Annotated in this window: 20 protein-coding genes and 1 pseudogene; 2 read left to right on the forward strand and 19 right to left on the reverse strand. The window is 56.8% G+C overall.

The genetic code is table 11. The features are described 5' to 3' along the window. The 14 genes from FNJ47_RS35350 to FNJ47_RS35410 all read right to left on the reverse strand — a co-directional run. The coding region (locus tag FNJ47_RS35350; protein ID WP_163160524.1) for a transposase at window positions 1-359 on the reverse strand (359 nt) is incomplete at its 3' end. Window positions 360-463: 104 nt separating this feature from the next. Next, a complete protein-coding gene (locus FNJ47_RS35355) occupies window positions 464-862 on the reverse strand; it encodes a hypothetical protein (RefSeq protein WP_163160525.1) in 399 nt (132 codons plus the stop codon). Between the two features lie 246 nt (window positions 863-1,108). Further along, window positions 1,109-1,504 (reverse strand): hypothetical protein, encoded by a 396-nt coding sequence (locus FNJ47_RS51710; RefSeq protein ID WP_236000275.1) that lies wholly within the window; start codon window positions 1,502-1,504, stop codon window positions 1,109-1,111. Between the two features lie 120 nt (window positions 1,505-1,624). Beyond that, on the reverse strand, window positions 1,625-1,957 hold the full coding sequence (locus FNJ47_RS35365; RefSeq protein WP_163160526.1) for a hypothetical protein: 333 nt from the start codon (window positions 1,955-1,957) through the stop codon (window positions 1,625-1,627). Window positions 1,958-2,242: 285 nt separating this feature from the next. After that, window positions 2,243-2,404, reverse strand: a complete 162-nt coding sequence (locus FNJ47_RS50010; protein ID WP_165446010.1) for a hypothetical protein — start codon at window positions 2,402-2,404, stop codon at window positions 2,243-2,245. A gap of 58 nt (window positions 2,405-2,462) precedes the next feature. Beyond that, entirely contained in the window at window positions 2,463-2,930 is a 468-nt protein-coding gene (locus tag FNJ47_RS35370) for a hypothetical protein (protein WP_163160527.1), read from the reverse strand. Further along, window positions 2,927-3,262 (reverse strand): hypothetical protein, encoded by a 336-nt coding sequence (locus FNJ47_RS35375; protein WP_163160528.1) that lies wholly within the window; start codon window positions 3,260-3,262, stop codon window positions 2,927-2,929. Before FNJ47_RS35375 ends, FNJ47_RS35370 begins: the two co-directional genes overlap by 4 nt. Then, window positions 3,259-3,690: a hypothetical protein gene (locus FNJ47_RS35380; RefSeq protein ID WP_163160529.1), complete on the reverse strand. Its 432-nt coding sequence runs from the start codon at window positions 3,688-3,690 to the stop codon at window positions 3,259-3,261. Before FNJ47_RS35380 ends, FNJ47_RS35375 begins: the two co-directional genes overlap by 4 nt. Window positions 3,691-3,695: 5 nt before the next feature. After that, window positions 3,696-3,995, reverse strand: coding sequence for a hypothetical protein (locus FNJ47_RS35385; RefSeq protein ID WP_163160530.1), 300 nt, complete (start codon window positions 3,993-3,995; stop codon window positions 3,696-3,698). Further along, window positions 3,992-4,774, reverse strand: a complete 783-nt coding sequence (locus FNJ47_RS35390) for a hypothetical protein (RefSeq protein ID WP_163160531.1) — start codon at window positions 4,772-4,774, stop codon at window positions 3,992-3,994. The genes FNJ47_RS35385 and FNJ47_RS35390 overlap by 4 nt, the downstream gene beginning before the upstream one ends. 571 nt (window positions 4,775-5,345) lie before the next feature. Beyond that, on the reverse strand, window positions 5,346-7,628 hold the full coding sequence (locus tag FNJ47_RS35395; RefSeq protein WP_236000276.1) for a VapE domain-containing protein: 2,283 nt from the start codon (window positions 7,626-7,628) through the stop codon (window positions 5,346-5,348). A gap of 121 nt (window positions 7,629-7,749) precedes the next feature. Next, entirely contained in the window at window positions 7,750-7,962 is a 213-nt protein-coding gene (locus FNJ47_RS35400; protein ID WP_163160533.1) for a hypothetical protein, read from the reverse strand. Between the two features lie 282 nt (window positions 7,963-8,244). After that, the gene (locus FNJ47_RS35405) at window positions 8,245-9,030 is read right to left on the reverse strand and encodes a hypothetical protein (protein WP_163160534.1); all 786 of its coding nucleotides are present in this window, start codon (window positions 9,028-9,030) and stop codon (window positions 8,245-8,247) included. A 1-nt stretch (window position 9,031) separates the two neighbouring features. Continuing rightward, complete coding sequence (locus FNJ47_RS35410; protein WP_163160535.1) at window positions 9,032-9,184, reverse strand: hypothetical protein; 153 nt, start codon at window positions 9,182-9,184, stop codon at window positions 9,032-9,034. Window positions 9,185-9,565: 381 nt separating this feature from the next. Between FNJ47_RS35410 and FNJ47_RS35415 the strand changes: the two genes are divergently transcribed. Further along, the gene (locus FNJ47_RS35415; protein ID WP_163160536.1) at window positions 9,566-10,393 is read left to right on the forward strand and encodes a hypothetical protein; all 828 of its coding nucleotides are present in this window, start codon (window positions 9,566-9,568) and stop codon (window positions 10,391-10,393) included. Between the two features lie 190 nt (window positions 10,394-10,583). Here the strand turns inward: FNJ47_RS35415 and FNJ47_RS35420 are convergent, their stop codons facing one another. The 5 genes from FNJ47_RS35420 to tyrS form a co-directional block, all read right to left on the reverse strand. Continuing rightward, window positions 10,584-11,051 carry a hypothetical protein gene (locus FNJ47_RS35420; protein ID WP_163160537.1) on the reverse strand — a complete coding sequence of 156 codons (468 nt, stop codon included), beginning with the start codon at window positions 11,049-11,051 and terminating at the stop codon, window positions 10,584-10,586. A 46-nt stretch (window positions 11,052-11,097) separates the two neighbouring features. Then, window positions 11,098-11,361, reverse strand: a complete 264-nt coding sequence (locus FNJ47_RS35425) for a helix-turn-helix transcriptional regulator (protein ID WP_163160538.1) — start codon at window positions 11,359-11,361, stop codon at window positions 11,098-11,100. Window positions 11,362-11,566: 205 nt separating this feature from the next. Continuing rightward, a complete protein-coding gene (locus FNJ47_RS35430; RefSeq protein WP_163160539.1) occupies window positions 11,567-12,904 on the reverse strand; it encodes a tyrosine-type recombinase/integrase in 1,338 nt (445 codons plus the stop codon). A 216-nt stretch (window positions 12,905-13,120) separates the two neighbouring features. Beyond that, a complete protein-coding gene (locus tag FNJ47_RS35435) occupies window positions 13,121-14,368 on the reverse strand; it encodes an MFS transporter (protein ID WP_163160540.1) in 1,248 nt (415 codons plus the stop codon). A gap of 55 nt (window positions 14,369-14,423) precedes the next feature. Next, the gene (gene tyrS / locus FNJ47_RS35440; RefSeq protein WP_163160541.1) at window positions 14,424-15,677 is read right to left on the reverse strand and encodes a tyrosine--tRNA ligase; all 1,254 of its coding nucleotides are present in this window, start codon (window positions 15,675-15,677) and stop codon (window positions 14,424-14,426) included. 151 nt (window positions 15,678-15,828) lie between these two features. Here tyrS and FNJ47_RS35445 point away from each other — a divergent pair. Next, window positions 15,829-16,683: pseudogene (locus FNJ47_RS35445) on the forward strand (anhydro-N-acetylmuramic acid kinase); the annotation flags it as partial. Window positions 16,684-16,774: the final 91 nt, after the last annotated feature.

Raw genomic sequence — 16,774 nt, forward strand, 5'->3', positions numbered from 1 at the left:
TCACGAATGGCCTTGCCATTGTCCTTGCGGAAATCGGCGATGGTCTTGAAGTCCGGTGCCAACTGCCCGGTCAGCCAGATCATCTCGATATTGCGTTGACATTCCCGCTCCAGGCGTCGGCTCGACGGCACCCGATTGAGGTAGCCGTAGATATAGAGCTTGAGCATCATGCCGGGATGGTAGCCGGGTCGCCCCGTGTCAAGCGACCGAACGCCAACGAAACCGAGCTTATCCAGATCGAGCCCATCGACGAACACATCAATCGCACGCACCGGATTGTCCTCGGACAGGTAGTCGTCGAGCCGTGCAGGGAACAACGTGCTCTGTCCGCGATCAACCCCTTCCACGAATCCCGCCATCGCCCGTCCCCGTCGATTCACCGGAGAATACTAATAGTAGAGGCGGAGTTTTCACACGGCCTGGGCCACGAGCAGACAAACCAAGCCAAGGCAGCACTTATTGGTTAGAGGCAAATCGGACGTAGCTGGCCGGCTATCTTTGCAATCCTTCCATTGGGGTCCCTGCCGATAACAATCGAATACTGCTCGCTACAGGGGCCTGAATGTCGCTTCCAAACAAGCTCGACCTTTTCCGAACTTGACGTTGTGATCTGGAACCCGCCGTTGGTGATTTGCGCAATTGCATCGCTCTCGTCGGAGCCGATTGGAAATGCCTTGGCTACAAAATCAGAGAAAGAGCGTTTGGCTTCCTCATATGAATGAGGCGTCTTTGCTTGGTAATCGGCCATAAAGGTCGGATAGCTGTCCGCCTGCATGAAGGCGTGGGCGAAGAGAGCCAAGCCGCCGTATACGATCATCGAACCAGCAAGCACGACGGCCAGCACGATCAGCAAGCGCTTCATTACCCATTCCCTTCGTTAAAACGTAAAGCGGGCTCGCTAGTCAGTAGCACGTCCGAGCACGATAATCTCTCATCTGAGTATAGAAGCGGTAGCGCGAGCGCGTGCGGTCGCCTGTTGAATGTCCGTTGTGGGGGCATACGCGGAAGAACTCGGGTTGAGCATATCGCGTCCGCTTCACCCCCAAAGAGTAGACATTAAGCCGACATGCCGGGTCGGCCGCTTGGGGCCACAAGCGGACACGGCGGCCTAGTTCGAATTTGAAGGTGGCCCGTTTTGAGTTGAAGACCGATTGGACCTGACCCACAACGCTATGGGCAGAGCAACCGTCAGAGCTAGTGCGGGCACACCAATCGTCACCACAGCAAAAAACGCCGGGTTGGTGGTGCCGAACAGGTACATAACGAGTATTACCAATTCGACCACGACCAAGCCGATCAAACCGCCTTTCATTGCTGTGCTCATTTTGCTCCGCCAAGGCCAGCTTTGAATATCGGGCACGCCAAATGATAGGTTGCGCAGCATCGGTCGATCAACCGAAAAGATCGGCGTGCTAAACGATGAATGAAGCGGTTGTGATTTCCGCTTTGGGTCAAACTCGGAAGTCGGACCGCGCAACCGTGAGGTCCGCTTCACCGCCGACACCGGACCTTCCGTAGCCAGCGCGGCACTTCCGAAAAGGGCCAGAAGCTGACGGTCGCCAAAAGTTAGGGAGCCCGTTCGAGCATCTTCGCCTTATCAAAATTTGTCGGAAGAATTGCCGAGCTATGAGCGCGCAAGCAGAGCGAATAATTTCCATATCGACACTATGCAATAACCAAGAAGCACCACTGCGACCGACAGCACCGTCGGAATTAATAGAAGACCATCGCCGGGGCCTGAGGCTTCGTCGGCAGGAATCGCAGGAAGAAGCAAAAAAGCAAAGACGACTATCGAGATAATTTCCCAGAAGCAGGCCACTACATGCGGCCACCACTTGTGTCTTTTAAGCCTGCGAGAGAACAGGTAGGCCGCGATAGGAGCGCCGAAATTAAGAAACAAGGACAGCGGAATGCCCAAAGCCAGCGGAAGTATCGTTGGGTATGGGTCGCCTGTCATTGAGGGAGTACTGTTCAAGATGGAGACACATGTGTCACACAGCGCGATCACTAAAGCAACGCAACCTTTGGTTAAATCTTGAACTTACCATCGGATGTCTGGGTTGGGTCAAAAGGCGATATCGCTGAGATCGGGTCGCGTGTCTGTTCCGCCCCCGAAAGCGGACCTAGGCGCTCCATCATCGCGGCATTGCTCTCAAGTCACACTCCCCAGACGTGCGGTGACCGCACGTCCGGGGTTGCGGGCACCGGCAGGATAGCAATAAACGACCGGTGCTGCATTCGATTAGCGCTTTTCGGGAGATGCCGCCGCGAGCAGTGATCGCATGTGCGCTGCGTGTAGATACAAAGCCGCCTTATCGCCGTCGCGCTTCAACAACTCGCGCATGTAGTCGAGATGCGAAAACCCTGCTTCGCGGTGTTCTTCGTTGGTCAGTTTCGTTGCCATGGGGAAGTTGCCTCTGCTGTTTGGACGATGATGGGCGGCCCGTCCGGTTGGCCGTGTTTTACAGCGATGCCCGTTCTGCGTCACTGTAAGTGACCAGCAAATGTCCATACTGTTTTACGAATGTAGTCTTGATCATCCGCATTTCATCGATGTGGGTGCTGCGAACGCGGCCGATAAAATGAAGTCCGTCCCCTTGAGCAAAATGCTCCCTCTCAGCGATGCATCGCAGCGTCGCACGCATTAAGTCTTTGATGTGGATCGAGCCGGGGAAGTAATCGAGCAGCTTGCGCGTGAACCGCTTCCAACGCATTTGTGGATGTTCGCGGTACAAAAAGGCCGCGAGATCGGTCAGCGCTAGCCAGTCGAGATAAAGTCTATCGCCAGCGATATGGATTGCGTCAAACGTGGCGTCCAACATATCGGCTTTGATATCGGGAAAGCCGGAACGGCCTTTTTCGATGCATTCAATCTTTCCGTCGCTGATCGTGAAAGTAAGCTTGGCTATTTCAACATAAACAGTGGTCATCGCGTTACCTCATTGAGCCACATTTGCGCGGCTTGTTCGTCGCTGGCATTCAGCGGTAGTGTTGGCATTTCGCCGAACAAAGCCTTGTTGATCCTTGCAGGCAATTGCGGACCATAGCCGCGAAGCGTCATCGCGTAGGCGTTGCCGGGATTGCCATCCTCATCGATATCGTTACGCGCGATGAATGCTGACATGCGTTCAGAGTAGCGGTCGTATTGCGTGCGTTGCTGATCGGTTAGCGTATCAAGGCGTGCGGCAAGACTGTTCGGCGGCTTTATCTGCGCCGTGAGTGCAGCAACTTGCTTTTTGAGCGATGCGATCGCACGGGTCATCGTGGTTGCTGTTGCGCCGTTGCGATCAGATTTTCGATATGGCGTTTGATGTCTTCGATATCGGCGATGTTTTTCAATTTTTCGAGTGCTGTTGCTACCGCCTTGGCTTCATCCGCACTTATTTCCCCATCAACGAAGGCTTGTTTAATATCCTCCGGTTCAGCGCCTTCCATTTCGACGGTGCGCGATGGCAGCAGGTATTTCGCGTACAACTGGGCGGCCCATTGCTCACCTGCAACTAGCGCGGCATGGAGCTTCTGATAAAAAATCAAGTAGTCCGCGCGAATGAGTTTCATCAGATCGGCGCTTTGCCTGTTCTTCGAGCCGACCTTGCGCCCGGGGCCACGCACATAACGCCCCTTATCGTCGCGCACGCCCTCAGATTTATGGAGGTCTGAGGGTGGCTGTAACTGCGTAACGTTGGTCATGGGCTCTACGTCCAAATTACAGAAATTGATCGCTCTGCACACCACTGTCCGATTTCTCTCGTGATCGTCCAGTGCTGAGCGCCGCACCGCCTCGACGCAGGGAAGTTATGCACTGCTCTGAGATATCCCAACATCTGGCGGGTAACTCCGAACTGCGCGCAGATATCCGCGACATTCGTTTCCGGTGCCGTCCGCAACACGATAGCAGATGGCAATCCTTTCTTGCGGCTCATCTGATCATTCCAGTTGCGTGTTGCGATGGCCGGACAGTTGTTGATGCCGTCCGGCCATGTTGCGATGATCAAGCAATCGATCCGGTGGAAAGCAGTTGGTATGCTTTCTGATCACTCAAATCGGTAGCTAGCCCGACCATGCTGATGATGCTGCGCAAAGCGTCGGAAACACTTTCGACCGTTTCGGAACGTGCGTTGAGTGTTTTTACGGCCGCTCGTGCCGCGTTCGTTGCAGCTTCTACATTCGGTCCCGTTGCGAGAGGATCGTTGTGATCCGCAACGAGCGTGTGATCGGCTTGCAAGCCGACCCTCCGAACATGATTTAAGGCCATGTAACGATCGGCCGCGACCTGCTGTAGCTCGGCGGGAATGCCATCTTCTCGATAAGCGCCGCTCGCGATCAACGCCCCAAGCCCGTCAACCGGCAGAGTGTTGAGCATGTTGGCTTTGCCGCCGATATCGGCCCGGTCCCAGAGAACGAGCGTCCTTGCGGCCATTGCGGCCGTTGCGGGGGTCGCCGGTGGCACTTCCATCGCCGTTGCCTTCGCACTCGCGATATCGCGGCGTTCCTTCTGGCCGACCCCTGCAACGGCCCGGAAAGCTCCGTCAACGCCGAGATTGATCACGCCCTGCCTCAGAGCCTCTGCGCGCGCCGCTGGCAAGTATTGCCCGTTGCCGACGTTCACGCCGGTAGCCAGATTGCTGAGCCTGTCGGCGAGGCCCGCAAGCGGCCCGACGAACACGCTGCCGTTAGGGGCGGTCGGGACCGTCGCCGCCACGCGACGGCCATCCTCGTGCAAAACGGTATGCAAGGTCCCGCGATTGGGGACTGTGCTGACGGTTGCCTGCATCTTCAAATTCCTTTGTTTGACGTTCGGCTGGATTGCCGGTTTCGGTTCGTCAAAGATGATTCATTGGCGAGTTTCGATCAACAGTAGAATATCGCGATATTCACAACGATGAATTGCGCAACCAATTCGACATGCGTGATCGCTTGGCCAACGCAATCACGATCGCAATTTCCATCCGTATGGCAGATAGGACGTGATTTAGAGGGGCGTCGATACGTGCGAACGCTATGACCAACGATATGGACGGCTGAGGGGTTGATAGCTGCGATGATCGGACGGGTGAGGGTGGTCACCGCTCGCACCACTGCAACGTTTTCAGTGGTGACAAAAAATTCGCTGCATTTTCCGCGTCTTCACCACTGTCACCACTGTCACCACTGAAAATAGGTAAGAGTAATAGACGGGTATGGATGGGAGTATAGAGAAACGAGGTAATATAGGGGAAGTCACCGGTGCCGAGTGGTGCAAGCGGTGACAAGACCCGTCCGGACGGGAAATTAGCGTCCATAATTATAATTATGCAAAATTATGGAATAAAAAAACGGCCCGGACGATGCCGGGCCGTTCGCGTTTAGTGTGCGGTCTTTGTTTTTACGTATCGCCAAGCACGCTTGTCGTCGCCATATCGAATTTGTTTCCTGAAATATTCGGCGTGGTTCAAGCAAGTTGCGATGCGCTTATTGATGATTGAATTCTGCCGTTCGAATGGAATGTTCAGAAGGAAACAAATTGTTTCGATGGTGGTTGGCAATCCGTTCAACGCTTCAACGTATGAAGTGATTTTTTCCTGCCACGGATCAACCTCGCGGCGTTGCTCTTGTTCTGCGCGTGCTAGATGTTCCTCGCTCGCATCAAACCACCATCGTTCGCCGTTGCGATAGCGTGCGAGCGCTTCCGCCCATAGTTGATCGCGGTCCCGCTTAATCGCCTCAACATCGATTGTGCCGCACGCCAGAGGCCAGAAACGGCGGTTGCCGGTTTGATCTTTCAGGTATTGTTCATCGTTGGTCGTGGCGACAAACACAGATTGCCGAAGGTGATCAGATGCGATCTTCTCATATGGTGCGCGGTATCGATCGTTTGATCGGCTCATGAATTTCTTGATTGTCTCAACGTCCGAACGCTTCAATGCGGACAACTCGGAAACTTCGATGATCCATTTTCCTGTCAATTGAATTGCGGCGTCCTTTGTTTGCAAGTCGGGCAATTCATCGGTGAACCAATCTGATCCCGCAAGCGCGGCGATGGATGACGATTTCAGTTTGCCTTGTGCACCTTCTAGGATGACTGCGTTATCCATCTTACAGCCGGGTTTCATGATGCGGGCAACAGCACCGATCATGAATTTCACGCCAACAGCGCACGTATAGAGCGTTTGTTCCGTTCCGAAGTATCGGGTTGCGAGCAACGGCAAGCGCTCGATGCCGTCCCATTGAAGTGCATTGAGATAGTCGCGAACCTGATGCTTCTTGTGCTTGTCCGCGATGATCCTCACAGCGTCGTGCACAGTATCCTTGCCGGGTTTAATCGAACAGGCTTGAACATATAGCTGGCAATGGATCGTGTCCGTCTCAGTCCATTGTCGCGGATATGAGGAAGTTTTGTCCCAAGCCAGTTCATTTATAGCCGAGATGGTTTGCGTAAATTCATCGAACGCAATGGGCAAGTTGTTGTGCAGCATCCGAACCGTTTCAATCAGCGTATTCTTGCCGTTGTCATTGGTGACCGTGGATATCACATTTTCATAGCCGTCTAGCACTCGCGGCGCTTGCGACTGTTGCTGTTCGTGCGGCATCGGCGGGGTTGTTGGTAAAGTATCGGCCTTGCGCTCGCCGAACACTATTTCAGCATGAATATGAGGTACGCGGCGTTCGAATGATTGCCATCCGATTTCAGTTTCTCGAATGCTGAGCCAGTTTTTCCTCAGATAAGCGGGCGTCGGCTTGGTGCCATCTTCAAGCGTGTATTGTATCGACCATCGCGACCATTCGTCGAATAGCTGCGTTTCCGGTGCAAAATTCCATGCGGCTTGTTTAAATGCCGATGTAACCGATATCCAATTGTCGCGATCAAGGGTGTTTGGGTCGATGGCGTTAAGCGCTCGTATCGCAAAATCAAGCGATGGTGCCTGCAATGACGCTTCGCCCAACGGATGCCGTCCGCCGCTGGTATCGATCACGGTGACGCCAGCCAAAGCAATTTCAAGCATTGCGGGATCAATCGGCTTGCCGTAGCCGCTCAACCCCCAACACGTAACTAGATGGGGATTGTTGGGGTCTTTAAGATGATAGAACCCCGGAACGCGCAGCACTCTTGAACTATCGATAACCTTTTTGTCGCCATCGAACCAAACGCGTAATTTGCATTGCAATAATGTGAATTTGTCGCGGTCGGTGTGCTGTTGCGTGACCCAATAGCAATGAAATTTGTTTGGCGATGACTGTACTGCAAACGATGGGGGAGGGTTGAATTGCGCCGCGCGTTCGTAATTTTGTTGAGCGGACAGGTTGTCCAAATCAATCGCTTGGCAACGTATCGTCTTTACGTTGGCGATCTCGCGCCCGTTGCCGTCCATTTCTGAGATACAAACGAACACGCCATAACCGTCATTGTTCCATTTGCAAAGCTCGCTCCAAAGCGCGGGCAATGTGCCCCTGCGAGGAATAGCGGGAAGGTCTTTCCTTACGTCGTGGATGCATCTCGTGTCGATGATCGCCGCGTTCGGATCGCCTTGAACAAGTGCGGCGATGTACGCGTAAGCTTGGTCATAGCTCTGCCCGCTATCGAATACGGCGAGCGAGATTTTACCGATCGGGATTGCACGGAGCTTGAAAAAGTCTGCGGACTGATGCATACACACGGATGTTGATCCTTTCTTGCAGGGAAGGGTTACAGCGTTCTTTCGTGGCTGGAAGGCGCGTTGAGTGATTACAGGCGGACCGGTTGCGACCCGGTCCGCCTTTTTCTTTCGATGGCTACTGTGCGGCCGTAGCGCGAGCGGCGAGGGCAGCTTCAAGGGCTTCGCGGGCGATATGAGCCTGTTCAAGTACGCCCCTGAAAACGTCCGGCTCGGCCGCTGCGGCGCGCTCTAGCATTGCGTCTATGGCGGCCAGGGCGATTTGCTTGTGTGCCTGACGTTCAGCGCGTCGGCGGTCCCGCCATTGCCGATGATATTCGAGGGTCGCCATGTGTGCCTCCGTTGCTGTTACGAATTTCGCATCAGCAACCGTCACCGCTTCGCGCCGATCTCACAAGGTCGCGAAAATGCGCGCTGCACGGTCACGCACGGTCCTGCACGGAACGGGGCAGACCTTTCCACAAGTGGTTGCGAGCCGTCCCGATCGAACGGTGACGGCTAATCCTGTAGTAGCCGAACACCGGGGAGTTTGCGGGAAGTATTGCGCGCGCGGGTTTGCACTCGCGGCGGTGTATGCCAAGTCACGCACCTTCCGTGCTTATCTTGCGCCGGTTCAGCTATCCATATTTCTTAGACTCGCGGGCACCCTAGCGGCATCAGCAATACGACGCCATTTGCGCCGAAATTCGGAGGCAATCCATGGTAAGGCGGTTGCTTCACTGATGATCACGGGACTGTCGCCACGGCGAAAGTCCCTCCAATAATCCAATTCGGCTAACACCAACGGCGCGTTCTTCAAATCCAATTCGAGGTTCCTACGTCGCAGAACCAAATCGTCACTAACTTCGGACCAGCGAAGGCCGTGCAACCACTTCATTCCACGCCAAATAACGTTGGTATAGCCGGGATATTCCAATGGTACGTATTCGCCGAGACAATCACGTTGCGTCAAAGGAGTTTCGAACTGCAATGCCTGCACAAAGGCGATGGAATGCGCACCCCATTCGTGAGCCTTCGCGATAATCGCTTTAGCTTGTTCGATGCTCAGTTTCGCTGTGGGTCTCGCGACCGTTCCGTTGTGGATACCCTTGATGGCTTCGAGTAGCTCCATGCACTTCGTGTCCTGTTTTGAAATAGCGCCATAGGCAAACAGAGACGTCAATTGCCATTTGAGTGCGCGAGCCGTGGCATTCTTACCGTCACGGCCCCACATCTGATTCCAATAGACAAGCATGGAAGAGTTGATCGCTTCGACGGGGCATGCTCCTTTTTCAGCTTTGATACGGCGCAAGTAACGACGGCTGTTCTCGCGAGCTCGATAGCTGAGATTGCTGAGTCCGGAATTTGGATCAGCCACATAGAAGTCGATTAATTGGCCCAAGGTGGTCATGGCGATCATCTCAGAATGTCAGAGATGCAGCGTGCATCGCAACGAAAGCAACAATAAAACTCAGCAACGCTAACGCTGCAACTACGCCAACGACGCCAACGGCACCTTGTGCTTCGATTTGCCAGCCGAGTAGTCGAATTGTGAATTGCGGATCGTGTTCCATATGTAGGTCGTCCTCCATCAAAACTGAGGACTACCTCGCGTCCTGCTCATGTCTTGGCAACACCGTCGAAAACGCGCGTGCCAAATCATTGAATTATCAGCTACTTAGCGGCCGACGCTATCTTGTCCGCACTCTCACCGGCATGGCTGTGCGGATTATGCGAAAGGCCCTATCTTGCGGGCCATGTCGATTCCACCTCAGCTGTGGCGCTTTGCCGAGAGGCACCAACGTGTCTTCAAGACGAAGGAGTGCCTTGCCGCTCGCTACCAGCCGCCATGTCGAGGCCATATCGTCCGTGCGCACATCGTTCCTCGTTCCCAACTGAGGCAAATCTCGCGGAATGGGCATATCGTTGCCGTCCCAAACTCGTTGCTTGCTATAATGAAGATGCAGCGAACCAAGTTTGAGGCGGTAGAGATTGGCGTAGGCGAGTTCTCGACCATGAACTGTTTCTGCGCTGGTCACGACAAGAAACTGTTTGCGCCCATTGAAGACACGCCGCTCGTCTTTTCGCCTGAGCAACTGGCGCTGCTGCACTATCGAGCAATGGCCGCTGAATTCTATCAGCGCAGCAACCAGCTTGAGTCGGCGGAGAGGGAGCTTGATTGGGAATCGGAAGAACCGCAGGATGTCAGATATTCATGGATTTCTATTTGTAACCAGAAAGCCTTGGATGATGCGTACCCGGCCTTGAGCCGCATTGAAAAGTTGATTGCAGCCCGACGTTTTGGAGATGTTGAGAGCCTCATCGTGCGCTTCGATGCGCCGCCTGCCGTGGTGGCCGCTGGCGCCTTTTGCCCACACTACGATTTCGCCGCACGACGCGTGCAGAATCTTGCTGACGATTGCTGCTATGTGGCGATGCACCTGCTCGCTGCCGATGGCGCAGCAGTGCTTGTCTTCACTTGGCTCCAAGGCGAGGCTGCACCAAGAAAGTTCGTGGACACCTTTGTTGCTCTGCCGAAGGAGCAGATGGCATCGCTGGCTGTTCAATGCGCCTTCGAGCACGTTGAACACACTTGCATGTCCGATGCTTGGTGGAGCGATTTAACGAGCCACAAGAGGGCTGCGCTGGTCGAGCGCGTTCGGCGGGCGAACTCCTTAGCTTATCGTCGTTCACACCGTTGCCTATGCTATCGCATTCGGTTCGCCGATTGGCCGGTCGCGGACATCCGTCTGTCTGGTCGCTCTGCCAATAGGCAACGATGACGGCTTGTCGCATCGGTCGCGGTTGTCGAAGCTAAGACGTTAGCAACCGAACGAGCAAGAAATAATCGGGAAATATGGGCCGGGCGTCTATCGCGTCCGGCCTTATCTATCATCGCATCAATCATCAGCAGTTCGGCAGCACTGGCAAGTAAACGCATCACAACGCTGCCCATACGGAGGGCAATAGCAATCAGAACTTGCCGATCGCGGCTGAAACAGCGCGGAAGATGGTTAGGCTAAGGACGAGGATTTGGACGCCTACTAGAGCCATGCAAAGCAGCTGGTATAATGGAACGGATGGTTCGATTGGCTTTGCCCAACGCATCCAAGGGAATATCTCTCGCGCTCTAGCGACAGCTTCATCAGTAGTCATGCGCGCGGCCTGCTTGCCTCCCAACAATGGCATTACGACAAGCCAGATCAGGAAGCATGGGAAGGCAAAGAGATAAGAAATTGCGTTCTCGGGTTCGAGTGGCTTACCAAACTTGTCGAGCCCATGACGGATGATTTCAGAGGGGATTGGAAACTTGAGGTAGACATACAGGGTCACGCTTATGCCCACGAAAGCGAGCAACGCATTGATGATTGCCGCTCTCTTGGTGAGTTCACGAAGGATATCGGCCAACTCTTCGGGCGTCGGTTGCGTATTCTGAGGCATTCAGGCCGAAATCAAATCGATAACCAAACGATATGCCTTCATGTGACTACGCGTCCCTATTCCACGATCGTTCGTGACGTTCAACATCGCTCAATCTAAACCGTGTCACGCGCGCCGACAACTTCACCGGCTGCGGATATGTCGGCGATTTTTTCGCGTTGCGCCAAATGGTGGACGGATCAATTCCCCAACGCCCGGCAAGCTGTTTGTCCGTGATGAACCGTTCCGGGCCGGGCGGCTCGCTATTGGCGAATACAGCCAGGTTGAGCGGCGAGGGCAGTATGGCTGCTAGTAGTCGGGTGGCAAGCATCGGGCGTCCTTTCATGGCCGTGCGCTAAGTCGCGCTGCCATGCCGCTAGACGCATCTATAATGGCAAGAAAATGCCCGGTAGCGCGCGAAGCGTACCGGGCCGATAAAATGCAAATTGTTAGCTGTGATTATCGCGATGGTCACTTACGCCATTCGTAAATGAACCACACAATGAACGCTATGAAGAAAAGGGTTTCCGTGCCCATTAGTGCTTCGCTCGCTTCTTAGTCGCGGTCGTCATGTCGATTACGTTGTCTGATGCCGCGCGGTTGCCATACAGGAAGTTAGCCCAATCCTGCATCATGTGTCGGCGCTTTTCGATCATGTCGCCGCGACGATAGGCCGCCTCGACTTTATCCCCAACGGTATGCGCCAAAGCCAGTTCGGCCATTTCGTTGGGGTAGGTGGTTTTCTCGCCTGCCCAATCGCGGAATGTGGATCGCAACCCATGGGGAACGGCGGGCCGTCCGTTTTTTGGATCAATCCATTGCTTGCCATCGTCCTTGGTCATCCGCTTCATTGCGGCACTGATAGCGGCATCAGTCAGCATCCCGCCAGATGGTGAGGCAAACACATAATCGCTTTCGTCCAAATGCGGTTGCTTTTCGATAATTGCGATTGCTTCGTCACTCAACGGGATACGATGTTCTTTTCTCGCTTTCATCCGCGCCGCTGGAACGGTCCAAATCTTCGCTTTGGCGTCGTATTCCGACCATTGCATTCCGCGAACTTCGCCCGATCGGGACGCGTTCAACGCGATGAATTCCAGCGCTTTCGCTGCGGTGCCGTCCCGTTTGCGCACGGCTGCAAACCATGACGTTGCGTCGGTCAATGCGATGGCCGGATGATTTTCCGTTCCGGCAACTTTGGACGGGCGCGGCAACGTCAAGGCTAGATTGCCGTCCCAACGCGCGGGATTGTCGCCTGATCGGTGGCCGTGAACGGTGGCCCATGCCAGTACGTTTTCAATTTCGGCGCGCAGCCGCATGGCCGTTTGCGTTCGATCGTTCCATATCGGTGATACGACGCGCAGAACGTCTTGCACGCTGATGTCATTCACAAGCATTCGGCCAAGTTCAGGCTTGGCGTAGGTGTTCAAGGTTGCTTCCAACGCCTTCCGGTTTTTCTCGCTTCCCAATGCAGCTAGTTTGGTCGGCAGATAGACCTTTAGTGCGTCGGTGAACGTCAATCCGCGTTTCTGTTCGGCTTCCAACGCCGCGCGAGCCGCTTTCCGTTCGATGATCGGATCACGTCCGTCACGAACGCTTGCCTTGGCGTTGCGGGCCGCATTGCGCGCCGCTTCCAAGGTGATCTCGGGATAGCTGCCCAATCCCATGTTGCGGCGCTTCGTTGCGACGGTCGTTCGCAGCACCCATGATCGGCCGCCTTTGGGAGTGATTTGGAGCATCAGCCCGGCAACGCCTCCGACCGCGAAATATGCGTTGAATTCGCCCCCGCTATCCGGATCGGACGGGTTGGCCGGTTCAGGATGTTTCAGCCGGGAGACGGCTAAAGGCGTCAATTCCTTCGCTATTTTGGGCATTTGATACCTTGATGGTCATTGCGATGTTCGTTGCGATGGTCATCAAGTACCGCCTATATGCCAAAAAGTGAGATAATTAGGATACGGCGAAGTTTGCGATGATCGTCGCAAGGCCGATCCTATCCAATCTATCTGCCAAAAACAATGCAACTATGTGCACGGTTGCGCACGGTTCCGCACGGGTCGGGTTGGGCGCGGCGAAGCCGGTAGCGTCCATCAACGCCGCAGCGCGGGCACCACCAAAAACGGGATCAGGCCGAGTACGACATTGACCAGCGCGAAGGCGATCAGTGGATTATAGCTGTGCGTCCAATCGTGAATTATCCCGCCAAACCAAGAGCCTAGACCTGATCCTAGGCCGCTGCCGATCATGATGGTCCCATAGATTGTACCGACCCGCTCGCCCCGGAATATCTTCAGCGCCGTCGCGGTGATCAGTGGCCCGCGCGAGCCGATCATGCTGCCGAAGCAGATGATGAAGCCGGTCAGCAGCCAGTAGTTCGGGTACCACTGCAATAGCCAAAGCAGGATGATGCCTGCTATCGAGACGCCGTAGCTGAACAGCACACTGGGGCGGCGGCCGATGATGCCGTCGAGCGTCGATACGCCGAGCATGCCGACGAACAGCGCGACGCCGGAGAAGCCCCAGGCGGTGGCCGCCTGTAGCGGCGGGAAGCCGACATCGATCAAATAGGCGACGATCTGCGCCGTGAGCGCATACATCGCAATCGCGGTGAAGAAGAAGGTCGAGAACAGCGCCCAGAAAGCGTGATGTCGCACCGCGGCAAGCAGCGTCCAACCTTCATCGATCAGGCCGGGCTCGGCCTTCTTCACGATGTGCGGCGATCCGCCGGCAAGCAGCCGCCACGGCAGCAAGACGAGTGGAATGAGGAGGCAGAGCGCACTGATGCCGAACACCTGATAGGCCTCGCGCCAGCCGATCCGGTCGATCAGCACCTGCGATAGCGGCAGCAGCAGCAACAGGCCGGCGCCGGTCGCCGAATACATCACGGCCATCGCGGTCGGCAGCCGCGGCCCGAACCAGCGGCCGAGCAGGATCGAGTTCGAGACGTTGCCGATCAGCGCGGTGCCGAAGCCGACGCAGAGGCCGACGCTGAGCTGGAATTGCCAGAGCTGTTGCGCGCGCGAAGCGATCAGGAATGCGCAACCAAGCAGCGACAGGCCCAGCGCATAGACCACACGCGGCCCCGAGCGGTCGAACAGGCGCCCGACCAGCGGCGCGGTCAGGCCGCTGGCGAGCCAGGTCAGCGAATAGACCGAAACGACCGACGCGCGGTCCCAGCCGAAATTCTCCGAGATCGGTTTCAGGAACACCGTGAAGCTGTCGCTGAGGCCGCGCCCGAGCACCGACAGCACGAAGCACAGCGCGAGCACGTTGAGCGCGACGCGCGACTGTTTCGGCGGCGCTGCAAGCGTCTCGTTCGGAGGCGTGGTCTGATCCATCCGAAAGAGGGAGCGCGCTTTCCGCACTCCCCACAACCGACAAATCCGAATGCGCCTATGCAGGCTTCAGCAGGACGTGGCGCTTCTTGCCGAGCGACAGCTTGACCACGCCTTCCGGCGTGAGATTGGCGGATGTCAGCAGCATCTTCTCATCGGTGACGGCGGCATCGTTGACGCGCAGTCCGCCGCCCTTGATCTGCCGGCGCGCTTCGCCGTTGGAGGCGACGAGCTCGGCCTTGACGAAGGCGATGAGCACGCCGACGCCGGCTTCAAATTCGCCGCGCGGAATTTCCACCGTCGGCAAGGTCTCTGCCAACGCGCCTTCCTCGAAGGTGCGGCGCGCGGTCTCGGCGGCCTCATTGGCCGCATCGCGGCCGTGGAGCAGGGCGGTCGCCTCAGTGGCCAGCACCTTTTTGGCTTCGTTGATCTCGCCGCCAGCCAGCGCCGCGAGCTTGCCGATCTCGCTCATCGGCAGGATGGTGAACAGCTTGAGGAACTTGACGACGTCGGCGTCCTCGACATTGCGCCAGTACTGCCAGAAGTCGTACGGCGAGAACTGGTCGGCGTTGAGCCACACCGCGCCCTTCGCAGTCTTGCCCATCTTGTCGCCGGAGGCGGTGGTGAGCAGCGGCGTGGTCAGCGCGAACAGTTGCGGCGAGCCCATGCGGCGGCCGAGATCGACGCCGTTGACGATGTTGCCCCACTGGTCGGAGCCGCCCATCTGCAACCGGCAGCCGGCGCGGCGCGACAGTTCGACGAAGTCGTAGGCCTGGCAGACCATGTAGTTGAACTCGATGAAGCTCATCTCCTGCTCGCGCTCGAGCCGGAGCCGCACCGAGTCCATCGTGAGCATGCGGTTGACCGAGAAGTGGCGGCCGATGTCGCGCAGCATCTCGATCCAGTTCAATTTCGTCAGCCACTCGGCGTTGTCGAGCATGATGGCGTCGGCATGTCCGTCGCCATAGCGCAGCACCTTGGCGAACACGCCGCGGATCGAGGCCTTGTTGGCTTCGATCTCTGCAACGGTGCGCATCGCGCGCGTCTCGTCCTTGCCGGAGGGATCGCCCACCATCGTGGTGCCGCCGCCCATCAGCGTGATCGGCTTGTTGCCGCTCTGCTGCAGCCAGTACAGCATCATCATGGTGAGGAAGTTGCCGATGTGCAGCGACGGCGCGGTGCAGTCGTAGCCGACATAGGCGGTTGCCTCGCCCTTGGCGGCAAGCGCGTCGAGGCCCTCGAAATCGGAGCACTGGTGAACGAAGCCGCGTTCCTGTAGAGTGTTCAGGAAATCCGATTTAAATGCAGTCATTTGTCGGCCAGCCAGCTCATTCTTGTTTTACGGTTTTTGCATCTATTTGCGGAACCTTGGCGCTGAGGCTGCCGCAGGCGGACGCGCAGTGGCATTATAGGATGTACTTGTTTGAGACAAGCCGGGGGTTCCCGGCTGGGGCGCTTCCAGCATGATGTTAACGGCACTCGGTCTGATGAGCGGTACCTCGCTCGACGGGGTCGATGTGGCATTGATCGAGACCGACGGCCGCCAGATCAAGGCCTTCGGCCCCACGGGCTATCGGCCCTACACCGACGGCGAGCGCAGCCTGCTGCGCCAGGCGCTGACCGAAGCCGTTCATCTGTCGCAGCGCGACGCCCGGCCGGGGATATTGCGACAGGCCGAGCAGGCGGTCACGACCGCCCACGCCGAGGCGGTCGCCAGCTTCACGGCGCAGCATCGGATTTCTCCCCAGGAGATCGACATCGTCGGGTTCCATGGCCAGACCGTGCTGCATCGCCCCGAGCGCAGGCTGACGGTGCAGATCGGCGACGCGCTGGCGCTCGCCCGGGCGATCCACATCCCGGTGATGCATGATTTCCGAGCCGCCGACGTCGACGCCGGCGGGCAGGGCGCGCCGCTCGTGCCGGTGTACCACCGCGCGCTGGCGCAATCGCTGAACCGCGAGGGGCCGATCGTCGTGGTCAATATCGGCGGCGTCTCCAACATCACCTATATCGACGGGACCGACACGCTGATCGCCTGCGACACCGGGCCGGGCAACGCGCTGCTCGACGACTTCATGTTCCGCCAGATGCATCAGCCGTACGACACCGCCGGGAAGTTCGCGGCGCTGGGCAAGCCTGACGAGGCCTGGATCGCACAAGCCTTGAGGCTGCCGTTCTTCGCGTTGCCGCCGCCGAAATCGCTCGACCGCAACGATTTCGTCAGCCTGAAACTCGGCGCCGTGGCGCCGGCCGATGGGGCCGCGACGCTGACCGCGTTCACGGCGGCCACGACCGCCAGGGGGTGGCCGCTGCTGCCGTAGGTGCCGAAGAGCAGGCTACGCTGACGGTACGGAGACACACACTGCACTGTGATGAGGAGGCATCGGCTGCCCCAGGGCCACACACGAG

This window comes from Bradyrhizobium uaiense (genome assembly GCF_010811875.1).
GTDB classification, from domain to species: domain Bacteria; phylum Pseudomonadota; class Alphaproteobacteria; order Rhizobiales; family Xanthobacteraceae; genus Bradyrhizobium; species Bradyrhizobium uaiense.

What these genes read in the sequence shown, in the direction of transcription:
- FNJ47_RS35395 (WP_236000276.1), bottom strand. Translation starts at nt 7,628, where the DNA reads ATGCATCAGTCCGCAGACTTTTTCAAGCTCCGTGCAATCCCGATCGGT.
- FNJ47_RS35435 (WP_163160540.1), bottom strand. Translation starts at nt 14,368, where the DNA reads ATGGATCAGACCACGCCTCCGAACGAGACGCTTGCAGCGCCGCCGAAA.
- FNJ47_RS35380 (WP_163160529.1), bottom strand. Translation starts at nt 3,690, where the DNA reads ATGACCAACGTTACGCAGTTACAGCCACCCTCAGACCTCCATAAATCT.
- FNJ47_RS35430 (WP_163160539.1), bottom strand. Translation starts at nt 12,904, where the DNA reads ATGCCCAAAATAGCGAAGGAATTGACGCCTTTAGCCGTCTCCCGGCTG.
- FNJ47_RS35405 (WP_163160534.1), bottom strand. Translation starts at nt 9,030, where the DNA reads ATGATCGCCATGACCACCTTGGGCCAATTAATCGACTTCTATGTGGCT.
- FNJ47_RS35400 (WP_163160533.1), bottom strand. Translation starts at nt 7,962, where the DNA reads ATGGCGACCCTCGAATATCATCGGCAATGGCGGGACCGCCGACGCGCT.
- FNJ47_RS50010 (WP_165446010.1), bottom strand. Translation starts at nt 2,404, where the DNA reads ATGGCAACGAAACTGACCAACGAAGAACACCGCGAAGCAGGGTTTTCG.
- FNJ47_RS35365 (WP_163160526.1), bottom strand. Translation starts at nt 1,957, where the DNA reads ATGACAGGCGACCCATACCCAACGATACTTCCGCTGGCTTTGGGCATT.
- FNJ47_RS35415 (WP_163160536.1), top strand. Translation starts at nt 9,566, where the DNA reads ATGAAGATGCAGCGAACCAAGTTTGAGGCGGTAGAGATTGGCGTAGGC.
- FNJ47_RS35375 (WP_163160528.1), bottom strand. Translation starts at nt 3,262, where the DNA reads ATGACCCGTGCGATCGCATCGCTCAAAAAGCAAGTTGCTGCACTCACG.
- FNJ47_RS35355 (WP_163160525.1), bottom strand. Translation starts at nt 862, where the DNA reads ATGAAGCGCTTGCTGATCGTGCTGGCCGTCGTGCTTGCTGGTTCGATG.
- FNJ47_RS35370 (WP_163160527.1), bottom strand. Translation starts at nt 2,930, where the DNA reads ATGACCACTGTTTATGTTGAAATAGCCAAGCTTACTTTCACGATCAGC.
- FNJ47_RS35420 (WP_163160537.1), bottom strand. Translation starts at nt 11,051, where the DNA reads ATGCCTCAGAATACGCAACCGACGCCCGAAGAGTTGGCCGATATCCTT.
- FNJ47_RS35425 (WP_163160538.1), bottom strand. Translation starts at nt 11,361, where the DNA reads ATGCTTGCCACCCGACTACTAGCAGCCATACTGCCCTCGCCGCTCAAC.
- FNJ47_RS35410 (WP_163160535.1), bottom strand. Translation starts at nt 9,184, where the DNA reads ATGGAACACGATCCGCAATTCACAATTCGACTACTCGGCTGGCAAATC.
- FNJ47_RS35390 (WP_163160531.1), bottom strand. Translation starts at nt 4,774, where the DNA reads ATGCAGGCAACCGTCAGCACAGTCCCCAATCGCGGGACCTTGCATACC.
- tyrS (WP_163160541.1), bottom strand. Translation starts at nt 15,677, where the DNA reads ATGACTGCATTTAAATCGGATTTCCTGAACACTCTACAGGAACGCGGC.